28 protein-coding genes are annotated in these 26,269 nt (G+C 42.4%); 25 read left to right on the top strand and 3 right to left on the bottom strand.

Annotated elements, in window-relative coordinates:
• Nucleotides 1-19: 19 nt before the first annotated feature.
• Genes pepT through LPB220_RS06205 form a run of 3 tightly spaced genes read right to left on the bottom strand, consistent with a single transcriptional unit; the run spans nt 20 to nt 2,816 of the window.
• On the bottom strand, nt 20-1,240 hold the full coding sequence (gene pepT, locus LPB220_RS06215) for a peptidase T (protein WP_003011473.1): 1,221 nt from the start codon (nt 1,238-1,240) through the stop codon (nt 20-22).
• Between the two features lie 2 nt (nt 1,241-1,242).
• Nucleotides 1,243-2,064, bottom strand: coding sequence for a Cof-type HAD-IIB family hydrolase (locus LPB220_RS06210; RefSeq protein WP_150906190.1), 822 nt, complete (start codon nt 2,062-2,064; stop codon nt 1,243-1,245).
• Complete coding sequence (locus LPB220_RS06205; protein ID WP_024056088.1) at nt 2,061-2,816, bottom strand: helix-turn-helix transcriptional regulator; 756 nt, start codon at nt 2,814-2,816, stop codon at nt 2,061-2,063. Before LPB220_RS06205 ends, LPB220_RS06210 begins: the two co-directional genes overlap by 4 nt.
• A gap of 195 nt (nt 2,817-3,011) precedes the next feature.
• On the opposite strand from LPB220_RS06205, the gene LPB220_RS06200 reads away from it, so the two are divergent.
• The 25 genes from LPB220_RS06200 (at nt 3,012) to LPB220_RS06075 (ending at nt 26,158) form a co-directional block, all read left to right on the top strand.
• The gene (locus LPB220_RS06200) at nt 3,012-3,449 is read left to right on the top strand and encodes a GNAT family N-acetyltransferase (protein ID WP_150906188.1); all 438 of its coding nucleotides are present in this window, start codon (nt 3,012-3,014) and stop codon (nt 3,447-3,449) included.
• Nucleotides 3,450-3,515: 66 nt separating this feature from the next.
• On the top strand, nt 3,516-5,342 hold the full coding sequence (lepA, locus tag LPB220_RS06195; protein ID WP_031577086.1) for a translation elongation factor 4: 1,827 nt from the start codon (nt 3,516-3,518) through the stop codon (nt 5,340-5,342).
• Nucleotides 5,343-5,650: 308 nt separating this feature from the next.
• Nucleotides 5,651-6,295: a hypothetical protein gene (locus tag LPB220_RS06185; protein ID WP_150906186.1), complete on the top strand. Its 645-nt coding sequence runs from the start codon at nt 5,651-5,653 to the stop codon at nt 6,293-6,295.
• 113 nt (nt 6,296-6,408) lie between these two features.
• Nucleotides 6,409-7,053 (top strand): hypothetical protein, encoded by a 645-nt coding sequence (locus tag LPB220_RS06180; protein ID WP_070466026.1) that lies wholly within the window; start codon nt 6,409-6,411, stop codon nt 7,051-7,053.
• 84 nt (nt 7,054-7,137) lie between these two features.
• Nucleotides 7,138-7,632 (top strand): YkgJ family cysteine cluster protein, encoded by a 495-nt coding sequence (locus LPB220_RS06175; RefSeq protein WP_003016346.1) that lies wholly within the window; start codon nt 7,138-7,140, stop codon nt 7,630-7,632.
• Nucleotides 7,632-8,321 carry a YjjG family noncanonical pyrimidine nucleotidase gene (locus LPB220_RS06170; RefSeq protein WP_150906184.1) on the top strand — a complete coding sequence of 230 codons (690 nt, stop codon included), beginning with the start codon at nt 7,632-7,634 and terminating at the stop codon, nt 8,319-8,321. Before LPB220_RS06175 ends, LPB220_RS06170 begins: the two co-directional genes overlap by 1 nt.
• A gap of 123 nt (nt 8,322-8,444) precedes the next feature.
• A complete protein-coding gene (gene rpsP / locus LPB220_RS06165) occupies nt 8,445-8,717 on the top strand; it encodes a 30S ribosomal protein S16 (protein ID WP_006596292.1) in 273 nt (90 codons plus the stop codon).
• Nucleotides 8,718-8,736: 19 nt separating this feature from the next.
• On the top strand, nt 8,737-8,976 hold the full coding sequence (kphA, locus tag LPB220_RS06160) for an RNA-binding protein KphA (RefSeq protein WP_150906182.1): 240 nt from the start codon (nt 8,737-8,739) through the stop codon (nt 8,974-8,976).
• Nucleotides 8,977-9,019: 43 nt separating this feature from the next.
• Nucleotides 9,020-9,352: a MazG nucleotide pyrophosphohydrolase domain-containing protein gene (locus LPB220_RS06155; RefSeq protein WP_150906180.1), complete on the top strand. Its 333-nt coding sequence runs from the start codon at nt 9,020-9,022 to the stop codon at nt 9,350-9,352.
• A 75-nt stretch (nt 9,353-9,427) separates the two neighbouring features.
• Nucleotides 9,428-10,210, top strand: a complete 783-nt coding sequence (locus tag LPB220_RS06150; protein WP_150906178.1) for an alpha/beta fold hydrolase — start codon at nt 9,428-9,430, stop codon at nt 10,208-10,210.
• A gap of 36 nt (nt 10,211-10,246) precedes the next feature.
• Nucleotides 10,247-10,765: a ribosome maturation factor RimM gene (gene rimM / locus LPB220_RS06145; protein WP_150906176.1), complete on the top strand. Its 519-nt coding sequence runs from the start codon at nt 10,247-10,249 to the stop codon at nt 10,763-10,765.
• Nucleotides 10,755-11,471, top strand: a complete 717-nt coding sequence (gene trmD / locus LPB220_RS06140) for a tRNA (guanosine(37)-N1)-methyltransferase TrmD (RefSeq protein ID WP_150906174.1) — start codon at nt 10,755-10,757, stop codon at nt 11,469-11,471. Before rimM ends, trmD begins: the two co-directional genes overlap by 11 nt.
• Nucleotides 11,472-11,609: 138 nt before the next feature.
• Entirely contained in the window at nt 11,610-13,931 is a 2,322-nt protein-coding gene (locus tag LPB220_RS06135) for a CAP domain-containing protein (RefSeq protein WP_150906172.1), read from the top strand.
• A 229-nt stretch (nt 13,932-14,160) separates the two neighbouring features.
• Nucleotides 14,161-14,904: a DeoR/GlpR family DNA-binding transcription regulator gene (locus tag LPB220_RS06130; RefSeq protein ID WP_150906170.1), complete on the top strand. Its 744-nt coding sequence runs from the start codon at nt 14,161-14,163 to the stop codon at nt 14,902-14,904.
• On the top strand, nt 14,901-15,812 hold the full coding sequence (pfkB, locus tag LPB220_RS06125) for a 1-phosphofructokinase (protein WP_150906168.1): 912 nt from the start codon (nt 14,901-14,903) through the stop codon (nt 15,810-15,812). The genes LPB220_RS06130 and pfkB overlap by 4 nt, the downstream gene beginning before the upstream one ends.
• Nucleotides 15,809-17,785 carry a fructose-specific PTS transporter subunit EIIC gene (locus tag LPB220_RS06120; RefSeq protein WP_150906166.1) on the top strand — a complete coding sequence of 659 codons (1,977 nt, stop codon included), beginning with the start codon at nt 15,809-15,811 and terminating at the stop codon, nt 17,783-17,785. Before pfkB ends, LPB220_RS06120 begins: the two co-directional genes overlap by 4 nt.
• Before the next feature lie 129 nt (nt 17,786-17,914).
• Nucleotides 17,915-18,352: a hypothetical protein gene (locus LPB220_RS06115; RefSeq protein ID WP_150906164.1), complete on the top strand. Its 438-nt coding sequence runs from the start codon at nt 17,915-17,917 to the stop codon at nt 18,350-18,352.
• A 224-nt stretch (nt 18,353-18,576) separates the two neighbouring features.
• Nucleotides 18,577-18,951: a DUF1149 family protein gene (locus tag LPB220_RS06110; RefSeq protein ID WP_009731099.1), complete on the top strand. Its 375-nt coding sequence runs from the start codon at nt 18,577-18,579 to the stop codon at nt 18,949-18,951.
• Between the two features lie 3 nt (nt 18,952-18,954).
• Complete coding sequence (locus LPB220_RS06105; RefSeq protein ID WP_009731098.1) at nt 18,955-19,803, top strand: DegV family protein; 849 nt, start codon at nt 18,955-18,957, stop codon at nt 19,801-19,803.
• A 10-nt stretch (nt 19,804-19,813) separates the two neighbouring features.
• Complete coding sequence (dapB, locus tag LPB220_RS06100) at nt 19,814-20,581, top strand: 4-hydroxy-tetrahydrodipicolinate reductase (RefSeq protein WP_150906162.1); 768 nt, start codon at nt 19,814-19,816, stop codon at nt 20,579-20,581.
• Nucleotides 20,578-21,789 (top strand): CCA tRNA nucleotidyltransferase, encoded by a 1,212-nt coding sequence (locus LPB220_RS06095; protein WP_150906160.1) that lies wholly within the window; start codon nt 20,578-20,580, stop codon nt 21,787-21,789. The genes dapB and LPB220_RS06095 overlap by 4 nt, the downstream gene beginning before the upstream one ends.
• Nucleotides 21,786-23,654, top strand: a complete 1,869-nt coding sequence (locus LPB220_RS06090) for an ABC-F family ATP-binding cassette domain-containing protein (RefSeq protein ID WP_150906158.1) — start codon at nt 21,786-21,788, stop codon at nt 23,652-23,654. The genes LPB220_RS06095 and LPB220_RS06090 overlap by 4 nt, the downstream gene beginning before the upstream one ends.
• 9 nt (nt 23,655-23,663) lie before the next feature.
• Nucleotides 23,664-24,182: a hypothetical protein gene (locus tag LPB220_RS06085; protein ID WP_024055631.1), complete on the top strand. Its 519-nt coding sequence runs from the start codon at nt 23,664-23,666 to the stop codon at nt 24,180-24,182.
• An 86-nt stretch (nt 24,183-24,268) separates the two neighbouring features.
• Nucleotides 24,269-25,228, top strand: coding sequence for an ROK family glucokinase (locus LPB220_RS06080; RefSeq protein WP_031573100.1), 960 nt, complete (start codon nt 24,269-24,271; stop codon nt 25,226-25,228).
• A 90-nt stretch (nt 25,229-25,318) separates the two neighbouring features.
• Nucleotides 25,319-26,158 carry a thymidylate synthase gene (locus tag LPB220_RS06075; protein ID WP_150906156.1) on the top strand — a complete coding sequence of 280 codons (840 nt, stop codon included), beginning with the start codon at nt 25,319-25,321 and terminating at the stop codon, nt 26,156-26,158.
• Nucleotides 26,159-26,269 lie beyond the last annotated feature (111 nt).

The raw sequence follows: 26,269 nt of genomic DNA, 5'->3' as shown, positions 1-26,269 counted from the left end.
CCGAATCCTTTTTTGTTTCTTATTTTTTGGTCACAATACCGATAATGGTATCAACTGCGCGTTCCATGGTTTGGAGACTTACGTATTCAAAGCGACCATGCATGTTTTCGCCACCGGCAAAGATATTTGGTGTTGGAATCCCCATAAAGGAAATTTTAGATCCATCTGTACCACCACGGATTGGTTCAATGATTGGAGTGATTCCAAGATCTTCCATGACTTCCTTAGCAAGGGTAATCGGTGTCATATCTTTTTCAATCACTTGCTTCATGTTGTAATACTGATCTTTGAGGGTGAGGAGAACGCGTTCGCTACCGAGCTCCGCATTCATCTGATCGGCAATAGATTTCATAAGGTCTTTGCGTTTCTCAAAGCTTTCAGTTTCAAAGTCCCGAATGATGTAGCTGGCACTTGCTTCTTCGACAGTTCCATCGATGTTCATCAAGTGGTAGAAGCCTTCATAGCCTTCGGTTAATTCTGGACGTGCTCCTTCAGGGAGTTTGTTATGGAAATCAATGGCTAATTGAAGAGCGTTGATCATTTGACCTTTGGCTGTACCTGGGTGGACATTGCGTCCTTTGAAGGTAATTTCAGCCCCAGCTGCTGAGAAGGTTTCGTATTGAAGCTCTCCAAGAGGACCACCATCGACAGTATAGGCAAAGTCTACGTCAAAATCCTCTGCATCAAATTGATCTGCCCCGACTCCGATTTCTTCATCTGGACCAAAGCCGACACGGATTTCTCCGTGTTTGATTTCAGGATGAGCTGTCAGGTATTCAATAGCTGTCATGATTTCAGCGATACCTGACTTATCGTCTGCCCCCAGAAGAGTAGTACCATCCGTTGTGATCAAGGTTTGTCCCTTGTAGTTGTTCAAATGAGCAAAATCGGCTGGATCGAGTGTGAAACCAGAGTCACCAAGGGCAATGACACCCCCATCATAATTCTCAACGATTTGAGGATTGACATTTTCGGCATTGAAGTCAGCGGTATCCATGTGAGAGATAAATCCAATCTTGCGTGTAAAGCTTGGATCATTAGCTGGAAGTGTTCCAATGGCATAGCCGTTTGGCAAATAGTAGACGTTTTGAAGCCCCACGCGTTTCATTTCAGGGATCAAGACGTTTGTTGCAAAATCAACTTGTGATTGGGTACTTGGAGTGGTTGTAGAATTTTCATCTGAGCGTGTGTTAACTTTTACATAGGTAATAAAACGGTCCAACAAATTTTGGTATTTCATGATCATTCTCCTTTTTCAGTTTCAATTAATTTGTGAATAGCATGGGCCACACCATCCTCATCATTGGTCAGGGTGATGAAGTCTGCGATTTCCTTGACAGCAGCATTGCCATTTCCCATAGCAACGCTGTAACCAGCAAAACGTAGCATTTCAAGGTCATTATTGGCATCTCCAAGAGCCATAACCTGGTCTCTCCTGTAGCCCAATGTTTGACTTAATGCTTGAAGAGCAGAAGCCTTGCTCGCGCCTTTTGGCAAGATTTCAAACAAGATATCCTGTGAACGAACAGTGTTAAAATCGGCCTCTAATGCAGCCTCGTTCTGAGCTTGGAAGTCATCAATAGCAGAAGGATCTCCTACGTACATGGCTTGAAAAATAGGAACAAGGTTGGGTAGATCCTCTTCTGAGACAAGTGTCGGTTTACTATTAACAATGCCCGCATCCATCGTGACAAGTTCACTGGCTTCAGGTGCGACCACTAGGTAGTGATCTATGTCAAATAAGGTTAGCTGGACATCTGTATCTTCCGTCAAAACATGCAAGCGGTGCATATCCTCAAGGCTCAACTCTTCCTTGCCAATGATTTCCCAATTCTTAGTCGACAAGGTTGTACACCCGTTATTGATAATCATATAGTAGTTGCCATCAGGAAGACCAATCTCTTCAAAGATGGGCCGTACCCCCGCTAAGGGGCGACCAGTACAGATCACAATATCATAACCGGCTTCATGGGCCCGGTGGAGAGCTTCAATATTGCCTTTAGAGAGAGTCTTATCCTCATGCAAAAGAGTTCCGTCCAAGTCAATCGCAATTAATTTAATCATTTGATTTCCTCCAAATCAAGAGGAACAAAGCCATCAATCACTTTTCCAATCACCCCAGGTTCCTCATCTAGTGGAATGATTTGATCACTATATTTCTTATTGAGGGAAACCAGTCGAATACCGTTGGCCTCACGAAAGACACGTTTGATCAACGTTTGCCCATCAAAATCAATGGCATAAATAGCCCCTGCCTGATCATAATAGGTTTGCTTGATTAACACAACAGCCCCTTTTACGTATTTAGGCTCGAGGGAATCCGTATGAATCCAAAAAGCCAAATCGTAAGGAATCTTTTGATCAAACCAGACGATATCAGCTTGTTTCTGATTTTGGTAAGCTGCAAAAGAATCATAGACAGAATAAGAGTGGTATTGCTTTTCAATTTTCTGTCTTTCTTTCTGATGGGTCAAGAGACTCTTTCCATAAGAAAGAAGATTTTCTTGATTTCCTTCATCGAGCTTTTTATACAATCGTTCGATCTCTGAATCAATGACCACAAAATCATTGCGCAAACGAGGGTCAATTTCAGCAACTGCTACCTGGAAAAAGGCTGCAATCTTCTCTAAATTTTCAGGAACGGGAAGAGAAGTTCCTTTTACATATCCAGTCAGGGTACTTGCAGGGATTCCAGTAATACGAGATAATTCGATCTGTTTTTTTCCTTGTTCTTTCAGTAATTCTCTGATTTTTTCCGATATAATCCGTAATGCCTCTTTGTCTTGAGGGCTTGCTTTTCCACGACCTCTAGCCAACGTACTCACCTCCTTGTATTTACCCTTACTATTATAATGAATTAAATCGAAAAAGTAAATAGAAATCCCTGAGAAATGCGAAAAAAGATGAATTTGATCTAAATCGGATTTTCATTTTAAATTTTATCAGATATTCCTTTACTTTTTGAGGAAAAAGATCTAAGATAATACCAAAGGGTTCATGGAGGTGAAGGCATGATTCGTACTGTTCAAGTTAAAGATGCAGGTCAAATTAGAGATTTATGTCACCAAGCATTGGGGTATGATTCGACCCTGGAGAAAGTGGCAGCTCAGATTGATAAATTTAATTCGCCAGATTCGGATCATTTTTGCTTTGTTTATGAAGAGGACCAAACAGGCCATATTCTTGGCTATGTGGAAGCAGAAGTTTATGAAAGTCTCTATAGTGACGCCGGTCTGAATGTTTTGGGTCTAGCGGTTTTTCCATCTGCTCAAGGACGTGGGATTGGTCGCCAATTGATGGAGCGAGTTGAAGAACTTGCCAAAAGCAAGCATTATGCTTTTATCCGTTTAAATTCCGCCTCTCATCGAAAAGAAGCCCATCTCTTTTACGAACGAATAGGTTATGAGGGAAATAAAACGCAGAAGCGATTTTTGAAAATAATGAATTAAGATAGGCAAAGGCCTATCTTTTTTGTTATAATGAAGAGTACGATTAAATTTACTAGGAAGATGATTATGCCAAATTTTGAAGAATTAAAAAAACGACAAGAGAAGATTCGGAACTTCTCGATCATCGCCCATATTGACCATGGAAAGTCAACCTTGGCCGATCGAATCTTAGAAAAAACAGAAACCGTGTCTAGTCGGGAGATGCAAGCCCAACTCCTAGACAGTATGGACCTGGAACGGGAACGTGGGATTACCATTAAGCTGAATGCCATAGAGTTGAACTACACGGCTAAAGATGGGGAAACCTATATCTTCCACTTGATTGACACACCAGGACACGTGGACTTTACCTATGAGGTTTCGCGGTCGCTTGCTGCCTGTGAGGGAGCCATTCTCGTAGTAGATGCCGCTCAAGGGATTGAAGCCCAGACTCTAGCCAATGTTTACCTTGCTTTGGACAATGATTTAGAAATCCTGCCAGTCATTAATAAGATTGACTTGCCAGCTGCAGACCCAGAACGGGTGCGCACAGAAGTAGAAGATGTCATCGGTCTGGATGCTAGTGAAGCTGTCCTAGCCTCTGCCAAAGCTGGTATTGGGATTGAAGAAATTTTGGAGCAGATTGTTGAGAAAGTTCCAGCACCGACGGGTGATGTTGAAGCCCCTCTTCAAGCCTTGATCTTTGACTCTGTATATGATGCCTATCGTGGGGTGATTCTTCAGGTCCGAGTGGTCAATGGAATGGTTAAACCAGGCGATAAGATCCAACTCATGAGCAATGGTAAGACCTTTGATGTCACAGAAGTTGGGATCTTTACTCCTAAAGCAGTTGGACGTGATTTCCTTGCAACTGGAGACGTCGGCTATATTGCGGCTTCTATCAAAACCGTTGCGGACACCCGCGTCGGGGATACGGTGACCCTAGCTTCCAATCCGGCAAGTGAGCCACTACATGGATACAAGCAAATGAATCCAATGGTCTTTGCCGGTCTTTACCCAATCGAATCTAACAAATACAATGATCTTCGTGAAGCCTTGGAAAAATTGCAATTGAATGACGCCAGTCTTCAATTTGAACCGGAAACTTCTCAGGCCCTCGGTTTTGGTTTCCGTTGTGGTTTCTTGGGTCTCCTTCATATGGACGTTATCCAGGAGCGCTTGGAGCGCGAGTTCAACATTGACTTGATCATGACAGCACCGTCTGTTATCTACAAGGTCAATTTGACAGACGGAGAAGCACTGGATGTCTCAAACCCTTCTGAGTTTCCAGATCCAACCAAGATTGCTTCGATCGAAGAACCTTATGTCAAAGCACAAATCATGGTGCCACAAGAGTTTGTCGGTGCGGTTATGGAACTGGCCCAACGGAAACGCGGTGATTTTGTGACCATGGACTACATCGATGAAAATCGGGTGAATGTCATCTATCAAATTCCACTGGCGGAAATTGTCTTTGATTTCTTTGATAAATTGAAATCTTCTACTCGTGGCTATGCGAGCTTTGACTATGAGTTGTCTGAATACCGTCCTTCTAAATTGGTCAAAATGGATATCCTTCTCAATGGCGATACCGTCGATGCCCTCAGCTTTATCGTTCACAAGGACTTTGCTTATGAACGTGGTAAGTTGATCGTTGAGAAGCTCAAGAAGATTATCCCTCGTCAACAGTTTGAAGTGCCTATCCAAGCAGCGATCGGTCATAAGATCGTGGCCCGTACAGATATCAAGGCCCTTCGTAAGAATGTCTTGGCCAAGTGTTATGGTGGGGACGTCTCACGGAAACGCAAGCTTCTTGAAAAGCAAAAAGCTGGTAAGAAACGGATGAAGGCCATTGGATCTGTAGAAGTACCACAGGAAGCCTTCTTATCTGTCTTGTCAATGGATGAAGAATAACATTTAGAGAGTGGGACAGAAATCGGTAATTCGTTAGAATTCGATTTCGTCGTCCCACCTCCGCACAGTTGAGTAGGGCTGTAAAAGCTGATAAAATCAGCGTAGTAGAGCCCACTCAACCACTGCGTCTTGCTCGACAATCCAAAAATAATTGAGAGGCTAGGACTTTTGTCCCAGCCTTTTGTTTTAGGTTCAAAAGAAATAGACTGAATGAGAAAGGTTTCATCAGATGTGACACTTATCCTATTTTAAAATACCCACTTTCATGGTAGACTAGAGGAAAGAAAACGTTCTCAAGGAGGTTGAGCATGAAACACAAATTATGGGTCACATCACTGACGATTCTTTCTACCTGCACATTAATGGCTTGTAGTCACACCACTCAAAAGGACACAGCAGCTTCTTCTACAAAAGAAAGTAGCAGCAAAGTCGAAAAGCAAACAAGCAGCTCTTCGTCAAAGGATACTGCTTCTACAAAGAAAAACACTTCCAGTCAAGAAACCAAGCGGATTGGAAATGCAGATTATGGATACATCGATATTCCAAGTAAATGGTTCAAGTTCACGGATATCGATGGGACAGAAGCTGTCCAGTATACGGATGGGAGCGGCTATAATATTGTCACCTTGAATAGCTTTACGCGGGAAAAGGCCAAAGTTCCTGCGGATATCGAGTTTAATGCAGAATTTCTAGCCAAGAAACTGGCCGTTATGTGGCAAGATAACCAGGATGTTGGGAAGATGACGGGAGCGCGGACTAAAGTCGCAGGACTGGACGCCTACCAGCTTCAAATCATCATGAAATCTGGTCAATACCTGATTACTTGGATCTTCCAGAAGGGTGAAAAAGTTTATACCATTTCTTTTGAAGGGGATGCAGAAACCTTGAAAACCTTTATCCCATACATCGAAAACACTTGGAGCCTAGATGGAACAGGTGCTGTAACGGATTGATGAAGAGAGGCTAGAATCATTTCTAGTCTCTTTATGCTATAGAAATCGCACTTTCAAATCCTAGAAAATCATGGTAGACTAGAGGAAAGTAAATACATCATTGAGGAGAGAATATGAAAAATAAGTTCCTACTCGCGTCTGTTACGTTTTTGTCTGTTGTAAGCCTTTCTGCTTGTACTAGTCCAAAGAAAGCGTCTAGTAAATCATCGGTAGCATCTAGTTCCGCTAATGTGGTGAGAGAGACAACAAATTCAAGTAGTAATGTAGAGAAAAAAATTCCAGATAGTGATAAGGGGAATGTGAAAACGAAACGAATTGGATCAGCAGATTATGGCTATGTCAATATTCCAAGTGACTGGAAAAAGAATGATAGTATCCAAGTCGGAGATAATATTCAGTATACAGATAAAAACGCCTTCAATATTATTGTTTTAAATGCTGCCACTAGAGAAAAAGCAAATGTCCCTGAAGGAGTGGAATTTAATGCAGAGCTAATAGCTCAAAGATTGGAGAGTAGGTGGAATGATTATAAAATTGTTGAGAAAATGACAAAATCTACGACGACTGTTGGAGGAAATGAGTCGCTTAAAATACATATTTTTCTCAAGTCAGGCCTGCAGGTTGCTGGTTGGGTATTCCAAAAAGATGATAAGGTTTATTTGATTGTTGTTGAAGGATTTGAGAAAACAATAACTCAATTTACTCCTTATGTCGAAAACACTTGGAGCCTAGACGGAACAGGTGCTGTAACGGATTAATCAAGTGAGATAGATCTCAGGATCTATCTTTTTTTAGAGTCTTTGTGGTATAATCTTTCTATTGTTTAGAAGAGGAAATAGAGGATGACACAGGAAATTGATATTGAAAAATACCATCAGTTAGCTCTCCAAAAGCAAAAGGAGCACCGCAAGGTATTGACGAATCTCAAGAAGAAACCACCTAAGAATTTAGATAAAATAGCGCAAGAAATCCACGATGAAGTTTTCCAAGAAATCGACTGTACGGCTTGTGCCAATTGCTGCAAAACCTTAGGGCCCGATTTTAAGGAAGCCGATATCACACGGATCGCCAAATATTTTAAGATGAAACTTCCCGCCTTTGAGGCGGAATTTCTTCAAGTCGATGAAGATGGGGACAAGGTTTTTAAATCCATGCCTTGCCCCTTTCTTGGTGGGGACAATCTCTGTTCCATTTATGATGTACGCCCAAAAGCTTGTCGGGAATTCCCTCACACAGATCGCAAGAAGATTTATCAGATCAACCATCTGACCATCAAGAATACCCTCACTTGCCCAGCAGCTTATTTATTTGTAGAAAAATTGAAGGATCGTTTGTAATGGCATATACATTTTTACTTTTTGATTTGGACCATACCTTGTTGGACTTTGAATCTGCTGAAGAAACAGCCTTGACGCAGATGTTAGAAGACATGAATTTTCCATATGTACAGGCCTTTAAGGATTACTACAAACCCATGAACCAAGGTCTTTGGAAGGATTTGGAACAAAAGAAGTTGACCAAGCAAGAACTAGTGGATAGTCGGTTTGCGATTGGGTTTGCCCACTTTGGGATTTCTGTTGATGGGGCTGAGATGGCTCTTCACTACCAAGATTACATCAGTCTTCAAGGGCAGTCTTTCCCCGGTGCTGAGGACTTACTGGCTCGACTTGAAAAAGCAGGTTACCAGCTCTATGGTGCAACGAACGGAGTGACTGCCATTCAAGAAGGACGCTTGGCTCACTCTACAATCGCTTCTTATTTCAAAGAGGTCTTTATCTCTGAGCAGCTTCATACTCAGAAACCAGAACCTGCATTTTTTGACAAAGTTGGCCAACTGATTCCAGGTTTTAGCAAGGAAGAGACCCTTATGATCGGAGATTCCTTGACGGCGGATATCGCAGGAGGAAATGCTTCGGGGATTGATACCGTCTGGTATAATCCTGATCGTAAGGAAAATACCAGCCTGGTAGTACCGACTTATACCGTTAGCAACTATCAAGAAATCGCCGATTTACTGATAAAATAAAAAATTTTTAATAGTGTCAAGTTTTTTTCTTGACAGGTCTATAAAATGTGTTATAATAGATCATGTGCTAAATAGCTTGTCTATTTCACCGAAAATTAAAATATAGAAAAGAGACTTATAAAAATGGCAGTTAAAATTCGTTTGACTCGTATGGGTTCTAAGAAAAAACCTTACTACCGTATCAACGTAGCAGATTCACGTTCACCACGTGATGGTCGTTTCATCGAAACAGTTGGAACTTACAATCCACTTGTTGAAGAAAACCAAGTAACTTTGAAAGAAGACCGCGTTCTTGCATGGTTGGCTGATGGAGCTCAACCTTCAGATACAGTTCGCAACATCCTTTCAAAAGAAGGTGTCTTGAAGAAATTCCACGATTCTAAATTCTCAAAATAATCATAAAGTAGGTTGACGTATGGATACGATTGAAAATCTTATTATTGCAATTGTGAAACCTTTGATTTCACAACCGGATGCCTTAACCATCAAGATCGAAGATACTCCTGAACTCTTGGAGTACCACCTTGACCTTGATCCTAGCGATGTTGGTCGAGTGATCGGTCGGAAAGGTCGCACCATTTCTGCGATAAGAACGATTGTCTACTCTGTCCCAACTGAAGATAAAAAAGTAAGAATCGTTATTGACGAAAAATAAGAAAAGCGGGACAAGGTCTCGCTTTTTTTTGCAAGGAGAAGGAATGAAAGATTTAACAGTTAGACAACTAGAGGAATACTTACTTGATCATTACCAACAATCTAGAACAGAAGAAGGACTTTTTATCAAACTAGTAGAAGAAGTTGGAGAAGTCGCTGAGGTTTTAAATGGGCGTTCAGGTAGAAAAGAAGGTGTCCAAGATTCAAACGAGGAATTGGCAAAGGAGTTGGCAGATATCATTCACTACACAGTGGCAATTGCAGCTATCAACCATATCGACCTAACGAAGACCATTTTTGAAAAAGACAAGAAGGCAGCCATCAAGTATCAGCATGAACAAGATTTGGAAGGCTTTTTAGCAAAAAAGAGCATTTGAGAAAATCCCTTGAACGTGATAAAATAAAACCTAAGAATGTTAAGTGAATTGTTGTTTAGAAAGAGTTATTTTGATATGAACCGATTTGAAGTAACTACAAAGATTGGTTGTCTCTCTGTTACTTATAAAAAGAGAAATAAAGTACTAGTTTGTTTAAATGGTGCTGGTTTGATACCAAGTTATGAAAATTTCCTACCAATACTTGAAAAACTTCCTTCCTCAATAGGTTACTTAACGATTGATTTTCCGAATACAGGTAGGAGTCCGATTCATAGTCAAACAGGATTTACTTTGGATAATCTTGTTGAAGCGGTATACGAAATCCTGAAAGGATTGGAAATTTCCAATTATATACTTTGTGTTCATAGTTTAAGTGGTGTTTTGGCTTTAAAGTTAATGAGTAAACCAATTAAGTGTCAAGCTTTGATAGCAATTGAACCAACAACAAAAAATATAATGTTTGCTGATTTTTCAAAAAATCCTTATCCAGAAATGGAAGAACAAATGAGGATGATTGAAGAATGTGGTCCGGAAAATTATTTTAAGGGACTAACTCAAGCAACATTTGAACCTGAAACTGAAAGACTGATTTGGGAATTGATGGAAGAAAAGGGCTTAGAATTGGAAAAGCAAGTTCCTGGATTTCAGATATCTGTAACTATTACCGCTGAAGATTTTGATAGTTTGTCCTTAGCAGATAATATTCCTGTTTTCGTATTTTGTCAGGCGTACAGAGAAAAAGAGTACAGAGATTCAGAATATTGTAATTCTAATACAAAACTCATTTTAGGTGGAAACCACCACTATCTACAGTGGTCAGAATCGGAAAAAATTGCAGCTCTTATTAGAGAACTGTAGAGATAAATTAATTAAAAGAGGAATGTAAAGAATAAAATGAATTATTTTAACGTTGGGAAAATTGTCAATACCCAAGGCTTGCAAGGAGAGATGCGGGTCTTGTCTGTGACGGACTTTGCGGATGAGCGCTTTAAAAAAGGAGCGGAGTTAGCCCTCTTTGATGAGAAAGATCAGTTTGTCCAAACGGTGACCATTGCTAGTCATCGGAAGCACAAGAACTTCGATATCATCAAGTTTAAGGATATGTACCATATCAATGCCATCGAAAAGTTCAAGGGTTTTAGCCTCAAGGTTGCCGAAGAAGACTTGACAGATTTGGACGAGGGAGAGTTTTATTACCACGAGATTATCGGCCTTGATGTTTATGAAAATGACCTGCTCATCGGTCAGATCAAGGAGATCCTTCAACCAGGTGCCAATGACGTCTGGGTGGTCAAACGGAAAGGCAAACGAGACCTTCTCTTGCCTTATATCCCACCAGTGGTGCTCAATATCGATATCCCAGGCAATCGAGTCGATGTGGACATCTTAGAAGGGTTAGACGATGAAGATTGATATTTTAACCCTCTTTCCAGAAATGTTTTCACCCCTTGAGCATTCCATCGTTGGAAAGGCTCGTGAAAAAGGTCTATTAGAGATCAACTACCATAATTTCCGCGAAAATGCAGAGAAGGCGCGGCATGTGGATGATGAGCCCTATGGGGGCGGCCAAGGGATGCTTCTACGTGCTCAGCCGATCTTTGATGCCTTTGATGCCATTGAGAAAAAGAATCCGCGCGTGATCTTACTGGATCCAGCGGGTCGGACTTTTGATCAACGTTATGCAGAAGAGTTGGCTCAAGAGGAGGAATTGATCTTTATCTGCGGTCACTATGAGGGCTACGACGAACGAATCAAGACCTTGGTGACAGATGAGGTTTCTCTTGGAGATTACGTCCTGACCGGTGGGGAGTTAGCTGCCATGACCATGATCGATGCGACAGTCCGCTTGATTCCAGAAGTGATTGGAAAAGAGTCCAGCCACCAAGATGACAGTTTCTCATCTGGGCTTCTAGAATACCCTCAATACACACGACCTTATGATTACAGAGGGATGACGGTTCCAGATGTTCTCATGAGCGGTCACCATGAAAATATTCGTCAGTGGCGCCTCTATCAGAGTTTGAAAAAGACCTTAGAACGTCGGCCAGACTTGCTAGAAAACTATGAGTTGACAGCAGAAGAAGAGAAGATGTTGGAACAAATTAAACAAGAAGACTAACAGCGTCAGCTGTTTTTCTTTTGCCTAAAAAAATTATGAAAAAAACTTTTTAAACCTACTAGTTATTGGTAACAAAATGTGGTATGCTAAGGGGTAGAGAAACTTCAAGAAAATGATTAAGTTTTGGGGGTGAGTTTAATGGGAAAGAAATTAGGAAAATCGGTTTTCACGACTGGGATTGCTGCAACAACGGTCCTATCTGGTATGTTTAATCACAAGGCTAGTGCGGAAGAGGTGAAGCAAAATGAAAATGCAGAAACCAATAGTACGGAAGTAGTCGAAAAACCAATTACGGTTGATGAGTTGAAGCAAATCACAGCTCAAAAAGGCCAAGTGGTCAAAGATGTCCACTACCAAGAGCAAAAAGTGATCGATGCTCAAACGGAAGTCAAGGCTGCTGGACAAGAGCTGGAAGAAAAGAAAGCAGAAGTGACGGATGCGGAAAACCTCATCGCAACAACTTCGGATGCCCAAGTTCAAAATGCAGAAAATGACGTCAAGGTGGCTCAAGCCTATGTGACTATCGAAGAAAATAAGGTTCGAGAAGCAGAAGCTGCCCATGACCAAGTCGTAGAGGCTGTTCGTCAACAGGAAAATCAAGTTACGGCTCAGGAATCTTTGGTCGATGTAGCACAAAATGAATTGAACCAAGCCAAAGCACCGATTTCAAATGATGAGAATGTGCTCAACCAGGCTTTGTTGGAGCAAAGTCAAGTAGAGCAAAGTATCCGAGAATCTCAGAATTACCTTGCAACCTTGCAAGCGAGTCAGCAAACTGGCTCAGATACAGTGGCTCAAATTGAGAACGATATTCAACTGGCTCAAACGCGTCTGACAGATTTGAAAGCGGTCATCGCAACCAAAGAAGCAGAATTGGCAGCCTTAGAACAAGCAGCGGCCAATAGCCCAGTTCAGTTGAGTCAAGCAACCTATGAAGGTTATTTGCAACACTTGGCTGACAATGGTAATGAAGCTGCATCCAGTGCTTTAGCCCTTTACAAGCGTGGTCGGGAAGAAGACGGCTTGACAGTTGGAGAGTCTGGATCTTTGCAAGCCAACCTCCGAGCTCTTGAAATTGCCGATGCCATTAATAGTTATCGTCGCAATGCCGGCTTACCTGAATTGGAGCTGGATCCTTATTCCCTTCCTGCCAGCCAAGTACAGTTGGAATACTTCAAAAAAGCCAACTGGCATATGTTTAAGTATTTGCCAAACGAGAACATCGCTTATGGCTTCTCACCTGCTGGTGCGGTTGACTTTTGGTACAATGAAAAAGCGGCTTATCAAGACCTAGCAGCTCAATATGGTTTACCAACAGACGAAACACAAATCGATGCCAACGATATCTATATGAAGATTGGTGCTGAGGCCTTTGCTAAGGTTGGTCACTATCTCCAAATGGTAGACAACAAAGCGACAGCTTTATCAGTCGCTTATGACCCTAGCAATGCCATGTCAGAAGCAGCTTTCTTACACAGCCCGGTCAATTCAGCAGTGTCAACCAGTGCACTCGCTTACCAATTGCGTCAGGGAGCTGGGGCTACGACGACAAGATCAGATGTCAAAGCAAAATCTGATGAAGTCGCTAATCTCAAACTGAACAAGGCCAATCAAGAGTCACAAATCATTATCTTGCAAGGCAAGTTAGAAGATGCTCGCCATGCTAATTCGAATGTGGCAGTAGAAATGGCCAATGTCCAAAAGACCATCCAAAATTACAAGATTCTTCTCGTTAGCAAGGACCATGCGGTTGAAAAGGCGAAGGCGACTCTTGATGTATCTCGAGGTCGGATTGAAGCAGCCATCCAACCAAAAGAAGCAGCACTTCAAAAAGCGAAAGATTTGTTAGCAGCTGCGCGTGAGAAATTAGATCGATTAAAAGCAGAAGAAGCAGAAAAAGCCCAAGTCGTTCAAGAAGCGCATGAGGGCTTGAAGGCGGCGCAAGAGCGCCTGGTTGCTGCTGAAAAACGTCTTTCTGACTTTAAAAATGCACCAGAATTATTGGTCAAAGCCCAATCTGTTTTATCAGCTGCGGTGGCTAATTTAGAGAATAAAAAAGAAAAATTGGAAGCAGAATTTACAACCCTTCAATCTTATCAAAGTGTCGTGGAACTGTTGAATTCCCAATATGAAGATCTAGCCTCACGGATAGATCCAGCTATTTTAGAAGCAGCAGATATGCCAATGGATATCCGCTCAAGCAATCCAACTACTTTTTCGGATAGACCAACTGTTCTTCCAACAACTAGCAATAGTCCACAAGTGCAAGCACCAACAGCTAGTCCAGCGCCAAAACAAGAAGCTAAAGTAGAAGAAATCAAACCGAAAAAAGAAAACAGTCAAGCTGTGGCAAGTGCAGATTCTTCTAAATATGCAGTAGCAACAACAGGTGTTGCTGTCGGGCTACTTGCTGGATTGTTTGGTTTCAAGAAAAAGAAACAATCATCAAAAAATGATTAAGACATACCGAAGATAGAGTGGATGCTTAGAAATTTTATTGCTTAAACTCTTCAAAGAAGATATATGAGGGTGGGAAAAGAACTCGCTTAACAAAATGAGTTCTTTCCTGCTCTTTTTTTGTACAATTTTAGAATTTTTGAAAGAAAATGATAGAAAATGATAAAAAGTGTTGACATTTTTTGGAGATGGAGTATAATAGTCCTTGTAATCGATTGCAAAAGGAGGAGAAATGCTTAAGTCTGAACGAAAACAATTCATCCTCGAGAAGGTACTGAAGGAAAAATTTGTTTCCTTAGAAACCCTTGTACAAGAGCTAGGGACGTCTGAATCAACGGTTCGACGTGACTTGGATGAATTAGAAGCTGAAAGTAAACTTCGCCGGGTTCACGGCGGTGCGGAAAGCCTGCATTTTCTTCAAGAGGAAGAAAGCAATAAAGAAAAATCTATCAAAAACATTCAAGTTAAGTCAAAGATCGCTGTAAAAGCGGCGGAATTGATCAAAGATCATGATGTGATCTTTATCGATGCCGGGACGACCAATGAACTTTTGGTACAAGAAATTGTCAATCCAACAATAACCGTGGTGACCAACTCGATTCACCATGCGACCAAGTTGGTCGAGCGAAATGTTCCAACGGTCATCATCGGTGGGAAGGTAAAATCTTCTACAGATGCTAGTATCGGAGGGATCGCCCTCAATCAGATCGGTCAGTTGAATTTTGACAAGGCCTTTCTTGGAATGAATGGAATCGATGATGAATTTTACAGCACTCCAGACCTGGAAGAAGGATCTGTCAAGCGTGCGATTATCGAAAATGCAAAAAAAACCTATATCCTAGCGGATGATTCGAAAATTGGCGTGACATCCTTTGTCAAAGTGGCTCCTATCAAGCGAGCCATGATTATCACCAATCAATGTGAACCGCAACGATTAAAGGTTTTAAAAGAAAAAACGGAGGTTATAGAGGTTTGATTTATACAGTAACACTGAATCCAGCAATTGACTATATTGTCCGTCTCGATCATGTAGAGACTGGAGCGGTCAATCGGATGGCTTCGGAAGATAAATTCGCCGGTGGTAAGGGAATCAATGTCAGTCGTGTCTTGAAGCGGCTCGATATTGAGAACACAGCGACTGGATTTATCGGTGGTTTCACAGGACGCTTCATCGAAGACGTACTGACTAGCGAAGCCATTTCAACCAACTTTGTGACAGTGGATCAGGATACCCGGATCAATGTCAAGATCAAAGCTGATCAAGAAACAGAGATCAACGGGAACGGTCCAGAAGTGACAGAAGCGCAGTTGCAAGAATTACTCAGCATCCTATCAAGCTTAACAGCAGATGATGTGGTAGTCTTTGCAGGATCTGCCCCATCTTCACTTGGAAATGCCATTTACAAACAATTGATCGCAGCAACTCGTGCGACAGGAGCGCAAGTCGTTTGCGACTTTGAAGGGCAAACCTTGATTGATTCCTTGGAGTTCAATCCCCAATTGGTCAAACCAAACAACCATGAATTGGGAGATATCTTTGGCGTTACCTTGACGGAATTGCCAGAAATTGAACGCTATGCCAAAGAAATTTTGGCCAAGGGTGCACAAAACGTCATTATTTCCATGGCGGGTGATGGTGCTCTTCTGGTCAGTCCAAGCGGCACTTACTTCGCAAAACCAATCAAAGGGGAAGTGAAGAATTCTGTTGGAGCTGGAGATTCCATGGTAGCAGGCTTCACTGGGAAGCTCGCAACGACGGGAGATGTTATTGAAGCCTTCAAATGGGGAGTGGCTTGTGGAACAGCGACCACTTTCTCAGATGATTTGGCAACAGCTGATTATATAAAAGAAACTTATGAAAAAGTAGAGGTAGAAAAACTATGAAAATTCAAGACGTTTTAAATAAAAACGTGATGTTGTTTGACCTTCAAGCAACAGATAAAGAGGGCGTGATCAATGAGATGATTCAATCGCTCGTTGATAATGGTGTGGTGACAGATTTTGACACCTTCAAGGCTGGAATCATGAACCGTGAAGCACAAACTTCAACTGGTTTGGGTGACGGAATTGCTATGCCCCACAGCAAAAATGAAGCAGTCAAAGAAGCAACGGTCTTGTTTGCAAAATCAAACAAGGGTGTGGACTATGCTTCGCTTGATGGCCAACCAACAGACTTGTTTTTCATGATCGCAGCTCCAGAAGGGGCAAATGACACTCACTTGGCAGCCCTTGCTGAATTGTCTAAGTACTTGATGAAACCAGGATTTGCAGACAAACTTCGCCAAGCAAGCACTCCTGATCAAGTGATCGCAGCCTTTGATGCAGAAGAGCAAGAAGCTGCCGCTGAAGAAGCGAAAAAAGCAGAAGCAGTCAAAGAAGCAACTTCATCTGACAAGCCTCTCATCGTTGCCGTTACAGCATGTACAACTGGTATCGCCCACACTTACATGGCAGAAGAAGCCCTCATCAAAAAAGGTGAAGAAATGGGTGTTACGGTTCGTGTTGAAACAAATGGGGCATCAGGTGTCGGAAACCGATTGACAGCTGAAGAAATCGCAAAAGCTGAAGGAGTCATTATTGCAGCAGATAAAGCAGTTGAAACAGCTCGATTCGATGGCAAAAAATTGATCTCTAAACCAGTCGCAGCCGGTATTCGTCAGACAGAAGAATTGATTCAAACCATCTTGGATGGCAAAGCAGATGTCTTCCACGCTGAAAATGCGGCAGAAGCAAGCGCTAGCCAAGAAAAATTGAGCTTAGGTGGAGCCTTCTACAAACACTTGATGAGTGGGGTTTCTCAAATGCTTCCATTCGTTATCGGTGGTGGGATCTTGATTGCCCTTGCCTTCTTGATTGATCAAATCATGGGTGTGCCAACTGACCTTGAGTCTTTGAAACAACTTGGTTCTTATAACCAGCCTGCTGCTTACTTCATGACTGCCGGTAAAGCTGCCTTTGGTTTCATGTTGCCAATTCTAGCTGGATTTATTGGATTCTCTATTGCAGAAAAACCAGGTTTGGTTGCTGGTTTTGTAGCTGGTGCTATTGCTGATAGTGGTGCAGCCCTTGGAAATGTTGCATACGGAGCTACTAAAGCAACTATTCCTGCCGCGCAAAGTTCCGGTTTCCTTGGAGCCTTGGTTGGTGGTTTCCTTGCAGGTGGAGTGATTCTTGTTCTTCGTAAGGTTCTTGCAGGCCTTCCACGTTCACTAGACGGTATCCGTTCAATTCTTCTCTTGCCATTGCTTGGTGTTGGACTTACCGCAGCAATTATGTTTGTATTGAACATTCCAATGTCAGCAATTAATACTGGAATGAATACTTTCCTTACAAATCTTGGAGGAAGTTCAGCAGTTCTTCTTGGTCTTCTTGTCGGTGGTATGATGGCTGTCGATATGGGTGGACCAGTTAACAAAGCAGCTTATGTATTTGGTACAGGTACTTTGACAGCTTCAGCTCTTTCTGGTGGTGGTTCTACTGTTATGGCGGCCGTTATGGCAGCTGGTATGGTTCCTCCATTGGCAGTATTCGTAGCTACAGTCTTGTTCAAAGATAAATTTACTAAAGAAGAACGCGATTCTGGTTTGACTAACATTGTTATGGGACTTTCCTTCATCACAGAAGGTGCCATTCCATTTGGTGCAGCTGACCCAGCGCGTGCGATTCCAAGCTTCATCGTAGGTTCATCTTTGACAGGTGCCCTTGTTGGTCTCGCAGGATTGAAACTTATGGCTCCTCACGGAGGAATCTTCGTTATTGCCCTTACTTCAAATCCGCTTCTTTACATCTTGTTCGTATTGATCGGTGCAGTCGTAAGTGGTATCTTGTTCGGATTGCTTCGCAAACCTAAAAACTAATCATGACGAAAAGGTTGGGAATGCCCAACCTTTTTTACTGCGCAAAAACACCAACTAGTGATGAAGTTGCTTATCTCTATAGATTTCGATACAATTATTATAACTTTTCCTTTTCAAGGAGGACGGATCATGAAAAAAGGGAAATTGGTCATTCTTTTAGCAATCACTTCTGTATTAGCAGGAGGTGTGATTATCGCTAGTCAAAAACAAAATATCTTTTCAAATGACACGCACCCAAGTAAGCAACTTAGCGCTAGAAAGAAGCAACTAGCTTATTTAAAGGAACACGAAAAAGATATGGCCGATTTTGTAAAATCGATGAGCCCGAAAGTTGATAGTGTCCAGTTTGATTGGGATAGTATGGAAGTTGGTCAGGTAGGCAATGGGACACCTCATGGTGGTGGCTATATGTTAACACTGAGAGGAAAGGTGAATCAGAATAAACAAACGAAATTCATGGTTGGTTTTTCTTTAGATAATGCTAACAGCACACCAAAGGAATTTGGAATTTATGAAATGCAACCTATAAGAATTTTAAGAGATGGTGGGTGGTTTTTATATGACTAATCGTCATTCAAAAGCCTTTATCTTGTTTTTTCGAGCATGACAAAAGGATAATAAGCCAAACAAGCTAATAATTGATCAGAATTCGTTATCCTCTGTCTAAAGAATGGTCGGGCTTCCCCGGCTTTTTCTTCTTGTACTAGCGAAAAATTCACTTCATTCGGCGTTGGTATCTTGAGCTGAATTATGATATAATAAGCCTATCGCATATTTTTAGGAGAATAAAAATGGATATTCAACGTGAAAAAGAATTTGTCAGCCAATACCACTATGACGCTCGTAATTTTGAGTGGGAAAAAGAAAATGGCATTCCCGAAACAAAAGTAGATGTAAACTTTCAATTAATCAATCGTGATCAACAACAAAATACAACGTCTTTGATTGTGATTTTGAGCTACATGATTGTATTTGACGGCTTTGTGATCAGTGGAACCATCACTCAAATTAACCACTTGTTTGGTCGTTATGTCAATGAACCAAGCGAATTCAGCAAAGACGAAGTGGAAGAATTGGCTCGTCCTTGCTTAGATATGCTCAACCGTTTGACTTATGAAGTTACAGAAATTGCCCTTGATTTACCGGGTATTAATTTGGAGTTTTAATCAATGAAATTAGCAGTGATTACGGATTCGTCTGCCTATTTACCGCAGCACCTTCTCCATCACGACGACTTATTTATTTTAGACATTCCGATCTATATCGATGGAGAATCCTATGTGGAAGGGAAGAATCTGACACATGACGAGTTCTATCAAAAGATGGCTGCGTCTAAGGAATTACCAAAGACTAGCCAACCGAGTGTGGCAGCGTTAGAAGAACTCTTATCTGGTTTGACAGCTAAAGGTTATACGCATGCTCTTGGTCTCTTCTTGTCATCAGGTATCTCTGGATTCTACCAAAATATCCAATATTTGAAGGACGAATTTGAAGGCTTGACCGTCGAATTTCCTGACTCAAAAATCACTAGCGCTCCATTAGGAATGATGGTAGAAGATTGCTTGAAATGGGCTGGTGAAGGTCGTTTGTTTGATGAGATTGTGGCCAATGTCCAACACCAGATTGATGGGACCACTGCCTATATTATGGTCGATGATTTGAATCACTTGGTCAAGGGGGGACGCCTGTCAAATGGCGCTGCCATCATTGGCAATCTCTTGAGTATCAAGCCGATCCTTCACTTTAATGACCAAGGTGTCATCGAAGTTTTTGAAAAAGTCCGTACGGAAAAGAAAGCCATGAAACGTTTGGTGGAAATCGTTGATGAAGGACTCACCGGAGGGCATTACCAAGTCTTTATCATCCATGCTAATGTACCTGAAAAAGCCGAAGCGCTTCGTCAGATGTTGGTGGCTGAAGGGGTAGAGGGAGAAATTCCTTTTGCCACCTTTGGAGGCGTGATTGGGACGCACTTAGGTGACCATAGCTTAGCAGTTGGGTATATCCCTATCGTTTAAGGAGAATTCTATGTCAATTAAAGTCATTATCGCAGGTTTCAAGGGAAGAATGGGACAAGCAGCCTACCAGATGGTTTCTGAAGATCCTGAGCTAGAATTAGCTGGCTTGATCGATCCATTCACAGATGAGACTGACGTCGCAGGAGTCCCTGTCTTTAACCGCAAAGAAGATGTCGTGGGTCTTGAAGCAGATGTTTGGGTGGACTTTACCATGCCAAAGGTTGCTTACGAGAATACTCGCTTTGCAATTGAAAATGGCTTTGCTCCTGTTGTAGGGACAACTGGCTTTACGCCTGAGCAGATTCAGGATTTGACAGAGCTTTCGCGTGAAAAGGATTTAGGTGGCTTGATTGCTCCGAACTTTGCTATTGGAGCTGTGCTCTTGATGCAATTTGCAGCGCAAGCTGCCAAGTATTTCCCAAATGTGGAAATCATCGAATTGCACCATGATAAGAAGAAAGATGCACCGAGTGGAACAGCGATTAAGACAGCTGAGCTGATCTCTGAGAAGCGCGAGAAAATCCAGCAAGGTGCAGCAGATGAAGAAGAGTTGATGCCTGGAGCAAGAGGGGCAGATTTTGAAGGGATGCGCATCCATTCGGTTCGATTGCCTGGCCTAGTGGCTCACCAAGAGGTGATTTTTGGTAGCCAAGGTGAAGGCTTGACTCTCCGTCATGATTCCTATGATCGTGTTTCCTTCATGACAGGAGTAAATCTAGGGATTAAAGAAGTTGTCAAGCGTCATGAGCTTGTCTATGGTTTGGAACACTTACTATGAGATTAAAAAAGATGCCTTCTGAGTTTCAGGAGGCTTTACCAATATTAGAGAAGATTAAAGCAGCTGGTTTTGAGGCTTATTTTGTGGGAGGATCTGTCCGAGATGCTCTCTTGGATCGTCCGATTCACGATGTCGATATCGCTTCCTCCTCTTATCCAGAGGAAACCAAGGCGATTTTTGATCGAACAGTAGATATCGGTATCGAACACGGGACCGTCTTGGTTCTTGAAAATGGTCAAGAATATGAAATTACGACCTTCCGGACAGAGGATGTCTATGTCGATTATCGCCGTCCAAGCTCCGTGTCTTTTGTCCGCTCACTAGAAGAAGACCTCAAGCGCCGCGATTTCACCGTCAATGCCTTTGCCTTAAATGAAAAAGGAGAGATTGTTGACCTCTTTCAGGGGTTAGAAGATTTAGAAAACAAGGTCCTTCGGGCCGTTGGGCTTCCTTGTGAACGCTTTCATGAAGATGCGCTCCGCATCATGCGAGGCTTTCGTTTTCAAGCCAGTCTTGGCTTTGAATTAGAAGACGCAACCTTTGATGCTATGAAGGAGTGTGCTCCTTTGCTAGAGAAAATCTCTGTTGAGCGCACTTTCATCGAGTTCGATAAGCTCTTACTTTCTCCATATTGGAGACAAGGCTTGGAGGCCATGCTTTCAAGCAAAGCCTATCACTATCTACCAGAAATGAAGGATCGCAAAGAAGCACTTGAGCGTTTGTTTGACATAGAGTTGGAATATACCTTTTCAACTTCTGAGCAAGCCTGGGCTGCTTTAGTCTTAGCACTAGAGATTCAAGATATTCCAAAATTCTTTAAGAAATGGAAGACGTCTAGAGAGTTTGCCAAGACGGTGGAGCAGATCGTGGAGATTCTAAAGCTCCGAGGAAAAGGAAGTCTAGACAAGCGTGCCTGCTACAAGTATGAGAAGCCTTTGTTGCTACTAGCTGAAGAGCTCCGTGAAGCGTATGCCTTGAGTGTGGATTATATGGCCATCGAGCGCGTCTATGATAGCTTGACCATTCATGATAAGCATGAAGTAGTGGTTAATGGCGGTATGCTGATCAAAGACTACGGCTTTCAACCAGGTCCAGCCTTAGGAGACATTTTGACAAAGATCGAATATGCCATTGTCGATGGGGAACTGGCCAATGAAAAAGAGGCCATCATCGCCTATATCCAGCAAGCAAAAGAGGAGGAAAAATGAGCGATTTTATTGTCGATAAATTAACCAAATCTGTCGGAGATAAGACCGTCTTTCGTGAGATTTCCTTTATCATTCACGACTTGGATCGAATCGGATTGATCGGGGTCAATGGGACTGGAAAGACCACTCTGTTAGATGTGTTGTCAGGTCGCTCTGGCTTTGATGGAGATGTGAGTCCTTTTTCTGCAAAGAGTGATTATACGATTGGTTATTTGACTCAGGAACCAGACTTTGATGATCAAAAGACGGTTCTGGATACAGTGTTATCTAGTGATTTACGCGAAATGCAGCTGATTCGCGATTACGAGTTCTTGATGGCGGATTACCGAGAAGAGAACCAAGCACGTCTTGAAAAGGTCATGGCGGAGATGGATTCGCTCAATGCTTGGGAAATCGAGAGTCAGGTTAAGACAGTCCTTTCAAAGCTTGGAATTGAAGACTTGAACGCCAAAGTTGGGGATCTATCTGGGGGCTTGCGTCGTCGGGTGCAATTGGCACAGGTTTTGCTATCTCACCACGATCTGCTCTTACTAGATGAGCCGACCAACCACCTAGACATTGATACCATCGAATGGCTGACCAATTTCTTGAAGAACTCTAAGAAAACCGTGCTCTTCATTACCCACGATCGTTATTTCTTGGATAATATTTCAACACGGATCTTTGAGTTGGATCGAGCTAGTTTGATTGAGTATCAAGGCAATTACCAGGATTATGTCCGCTTAAAGGCTGAGCAAGATGAGCGTGATGCAGCCCTTCTTCATAAGAAGCAGCAACTCTATAAGCAGGAGTTGACCTGGATGCGGAGACAACCCCAGGCGCGTGCGACCAAGCAACAGGCTCGGATCAACCGTTTCCATGATCTTAAGCAAGACTTGTCTGGTCAAAGCAACCAGACGGATTTGGAGATGAACTTTGAGACCAGCCGGATCGGAAAGAAAGTCATCGAGTTTAAGAGTGTGAGTTTTGCTTTTGAAAATAAGCCGATTTTACATGACTTTAACCTCTTGGTGCAAAACAAGGACCGCATCGGGATCGTCGGGGATAATGGCGTCGGCAAATCAACCCTGCTCAATCTGATCACTGAGCGACTCCATCCTCAGTCTGGGCAAGTCATTATCGGGGAAACCGTCCGGGTGGCTTATTTCTCTCAACAGATTGATGGGTTGGATGAAAGCAAGCGCGTGATTAATTTCTTGCAAGAAGTTGCCGAGGAAGTAAAAACGACCGTCGGAACGACTTCGATCGCAGATCTCTTGGAGCAATTTCTCTTCCCACGTTCCATGCACGGAACCTTGATTGAAAAACTCTCCGGTGGGGAGAAGAAACGGCTCTTTCTCTTAAAACTCTTGATTGAAAAACCTAATGTGCTTCTCCTCGATGAGCCGACCAATGATTTGGATATCGCCACCTTGACGGTTTTGGAAAACTTCCTTCAAAACTTTGGAGGTCCCGTTATTACCGTTAGCCACGACCGCTATTTCCTAGACAAGGTGGCAAGCAAGATCCTGGCTTTTGAAAACGGGGGCATTCGGGAGTTCTTTGGCAATTATACGGATTACCTGGATGAAAAAGCCTTTGAAGCAGCCCAGGTAACGGCCAGTCACAAGCTTGAAAAAGAAAAACCTGTCAAGCCAAAAGAAGAGAAGAAGCGCATGAGCTACATGGAGAAGCAAGAGTGGGCAAGTATTGAGGCAGATATCGAAGCGATTGAAAATCGAATTGCAGAGATTGAAGTGGAGATGAATGAAAACGGCTCTGACTTTGGCAAATTGTCAGCTCTTCAAAAGGAATTGGATCAGGAAAATGAGCGACTACTTGAGAAGTACGATCGCTATGAATATCTGAGCGAATTAGATGAATAAGGAGGCCCTATGAATCAATTGAACCGGATATCCCTTGGGATTTCAGCCACTATTTTTACCATTATCGGTATCGTCTTGTTTATCAATCCAATTGAGCACATTGGCTCTTTTAGCTGGTTGATATCTTGTGGCTTCTTTTTAATCTCCCTTTCGCGTTTTTCACGCTATTACCGATTGCGTCAGGCTGGTATCATTCAGCAGCAACAGCTCTTTCATAGTATGGTCGCCTTGGTTTTTGCGGTCTACTTACTGCTCTATGGCTACAAGACCTTGCCGATTGTCTTTCCAGTCACTTTAGGAATTTGGCTGATCTACCGTTCGATTCTAAACTTCCGAAAAGCCAATTTCTACTCGAGAAAGGTTGAAGAACTGTCCAAGCGTTATATTTTCTTTGCCTTGCTACAGCTCTTCATCGGTTTATTCTTAATTGTTAGCCCACTCTCGATTAGTGTCTTTCTTTTAAATATTATTGGCTTGATTTTCCTCATTCTAGGATTTCAATCCTTTAGTCTCTTGTTAAAAAGTTAAGAAAAGTTACGTGCAAACCTTTGCGTTTGATAAAAAGTCTGATATAATAGAACTGTAAGTGTTTACAAGTTTGAAAGGAGTTACAGATGTCTAAAAAAATTATTGGGATTGACCTTGGGGGAACTTCAATTAAGTTTGCCATCCTTACTTTGGATGGGGAAGTTCAAGAAAAATGGTCTATTAAAACAAATATCTTGGATGAAGGTAGCCATATCGTAGATGATATGATCGAATCCATCGCGCATCGTTTGAAAATGCTTGAGCTTGATGCTTCTGAGTTCCAAGGAATTGGAATGGGATCACCTGGTGTCGTTGACCGTGAAAAAGGTACAGTTATCGGTGCCTACAACTTGAACTGGAAGACCCTTCAACCAGTCAAAGAAAAGATCGAAACTGCCCTTCATATTCCATTCTTTATCGATAATGATGCCAACGTTGCTGCTTTGGGTGAACGTTGGAAAGGGGCTGGTGAAAACCAACCAGATGTTGTCTTCATGACACTTGGTACTGGTGTTGGCGGCGGCATCGTCGCTGAAGGTCGTCTCTTGCACGGTGTACGTGGAGCTGCTGGGGAACTTGGTCACATCACTGTTGACTTTGATGATCCAATCCAATGTACCTGTGGTAAAAAAGGCTGTCTTGAAACGGTTGCATCTGCAACTGGGATCGTCAACTTGACTCGTCGCTACGCAGATGAGTACGAAGGGGACGCTCAATTGAAAGTCTTGATCGACAACGGAGAAGAAGTAACGGCTAAAACGGTCTTTGACCTGGCAAAAGAAGGCGATGCTCTTGCTTTGATCGTCTACAAGAACTTCTCACGTTACCTCGGACTTGCTGCTGCTAACATTGGTTCAACCCTGAACCCATCTAAGATCGTTATCGGTGGTGGGGTTTCTGCTGCTGGAGACTTCTTGTTGGATGGTGTGCGCAAGGTCTTTGAAGAAAACTCATTCCCACAAGTGCGTGAATCTACTCAATTGGCACTTGCTACTTTGGGAAATGACGCCGGTGTGATCGGTGCTGCATCCCTTGTATTACAATAAGATGAAATGGAGATCTGGCACGTGCTGGGATCTCCTTTTTTTCTGTCTCCTGTGATATAATGAAGACAAAACTGGATTCAAGGAGAGTATATGACAAAAGCAGATACAATTTTTAAAGAAAACATTCGAAAAATCATGGAAGAAGGAGTTTGGTCAGAGCAGGCGCGCCCTAAGTACAAGGATGGTAGAACGGCCAACTCCAAGTACATCACGGGAGCCTTTATGGAATTCGACCTCGCAAAAGGTGAGTTCCCTATCACGACCCTTCGTCCCATCGCGATTAAATCAGCTATCAAAGAAATGCTCTGGATCTACCAGGATCAGTCGAATAGCTTGGATCTTTTAGAAGACAAGTACAATGTCCATTATTGGAATGACTGGGAAGTAGGAGATAGCCGGACGATTGGACAACGCTACGGAGCTGTCGTCAAAAAGCATGACATTACGAATAAGATCCTCAAGCAATTAGAAGCCAATCCTTGGAATCGCCGCAATATCATCTCGCTCTGGGATTATGATGCTTTTGAGGAGACCGACGGACTCTTGCCTTGTGCTTTCCAGACTATGTTTGACGTACGGCGCGTTGATGGGGAGATCTATCTAGATGCAACCTTGACCCAGCGTTCGAATGATATGTTGGTGGCCCACCATATCAATGCTATGCAATATGTAGCCCTACAGATGATGATTGCTAAACACTTTGGCTGGAAGGTTGGCAAGTTCTTTTACTTCATTAATAACCTTCACATCTATGACAACCAATTCGAACAAGCAGAAGAATTGCTTCGTCGCGAGCCCTCTGATTGCCAACCGCGCTTGGTCTTGAATGTTCCTGACGGGACCAATTTCTTTGACATCAAACCAGAAGATTTTGAACTTGTCGATTATGACCCAGTGAAGCCACAGTTGAAGTTTGATCTTGCGATTTAGTGATAAATCAAGGTTTTTTGATGCCCTGATCTATGGGTGAAATCCTTTCAGAATTAAAACAATTTTAGCTAAAAATTTTTACTCATTTTTGAGTCAAAACATTTTGAAAAT

The sequence above is a fragment of the Streptococcus sp. LPB0220 genome, from assembly GCF_008727815.1.
Taxonomy (GTDB): domain Bacteria; phylum Bacillota; class Bacilli; order Lactobacillales; family Streptococcaceae; genus Streptococcus.
The sequence above is the reverse complement of the archived record's forward strand: the minus strand, read 5'-3'. Positions and strand labels throughout refer to the sequence as shown.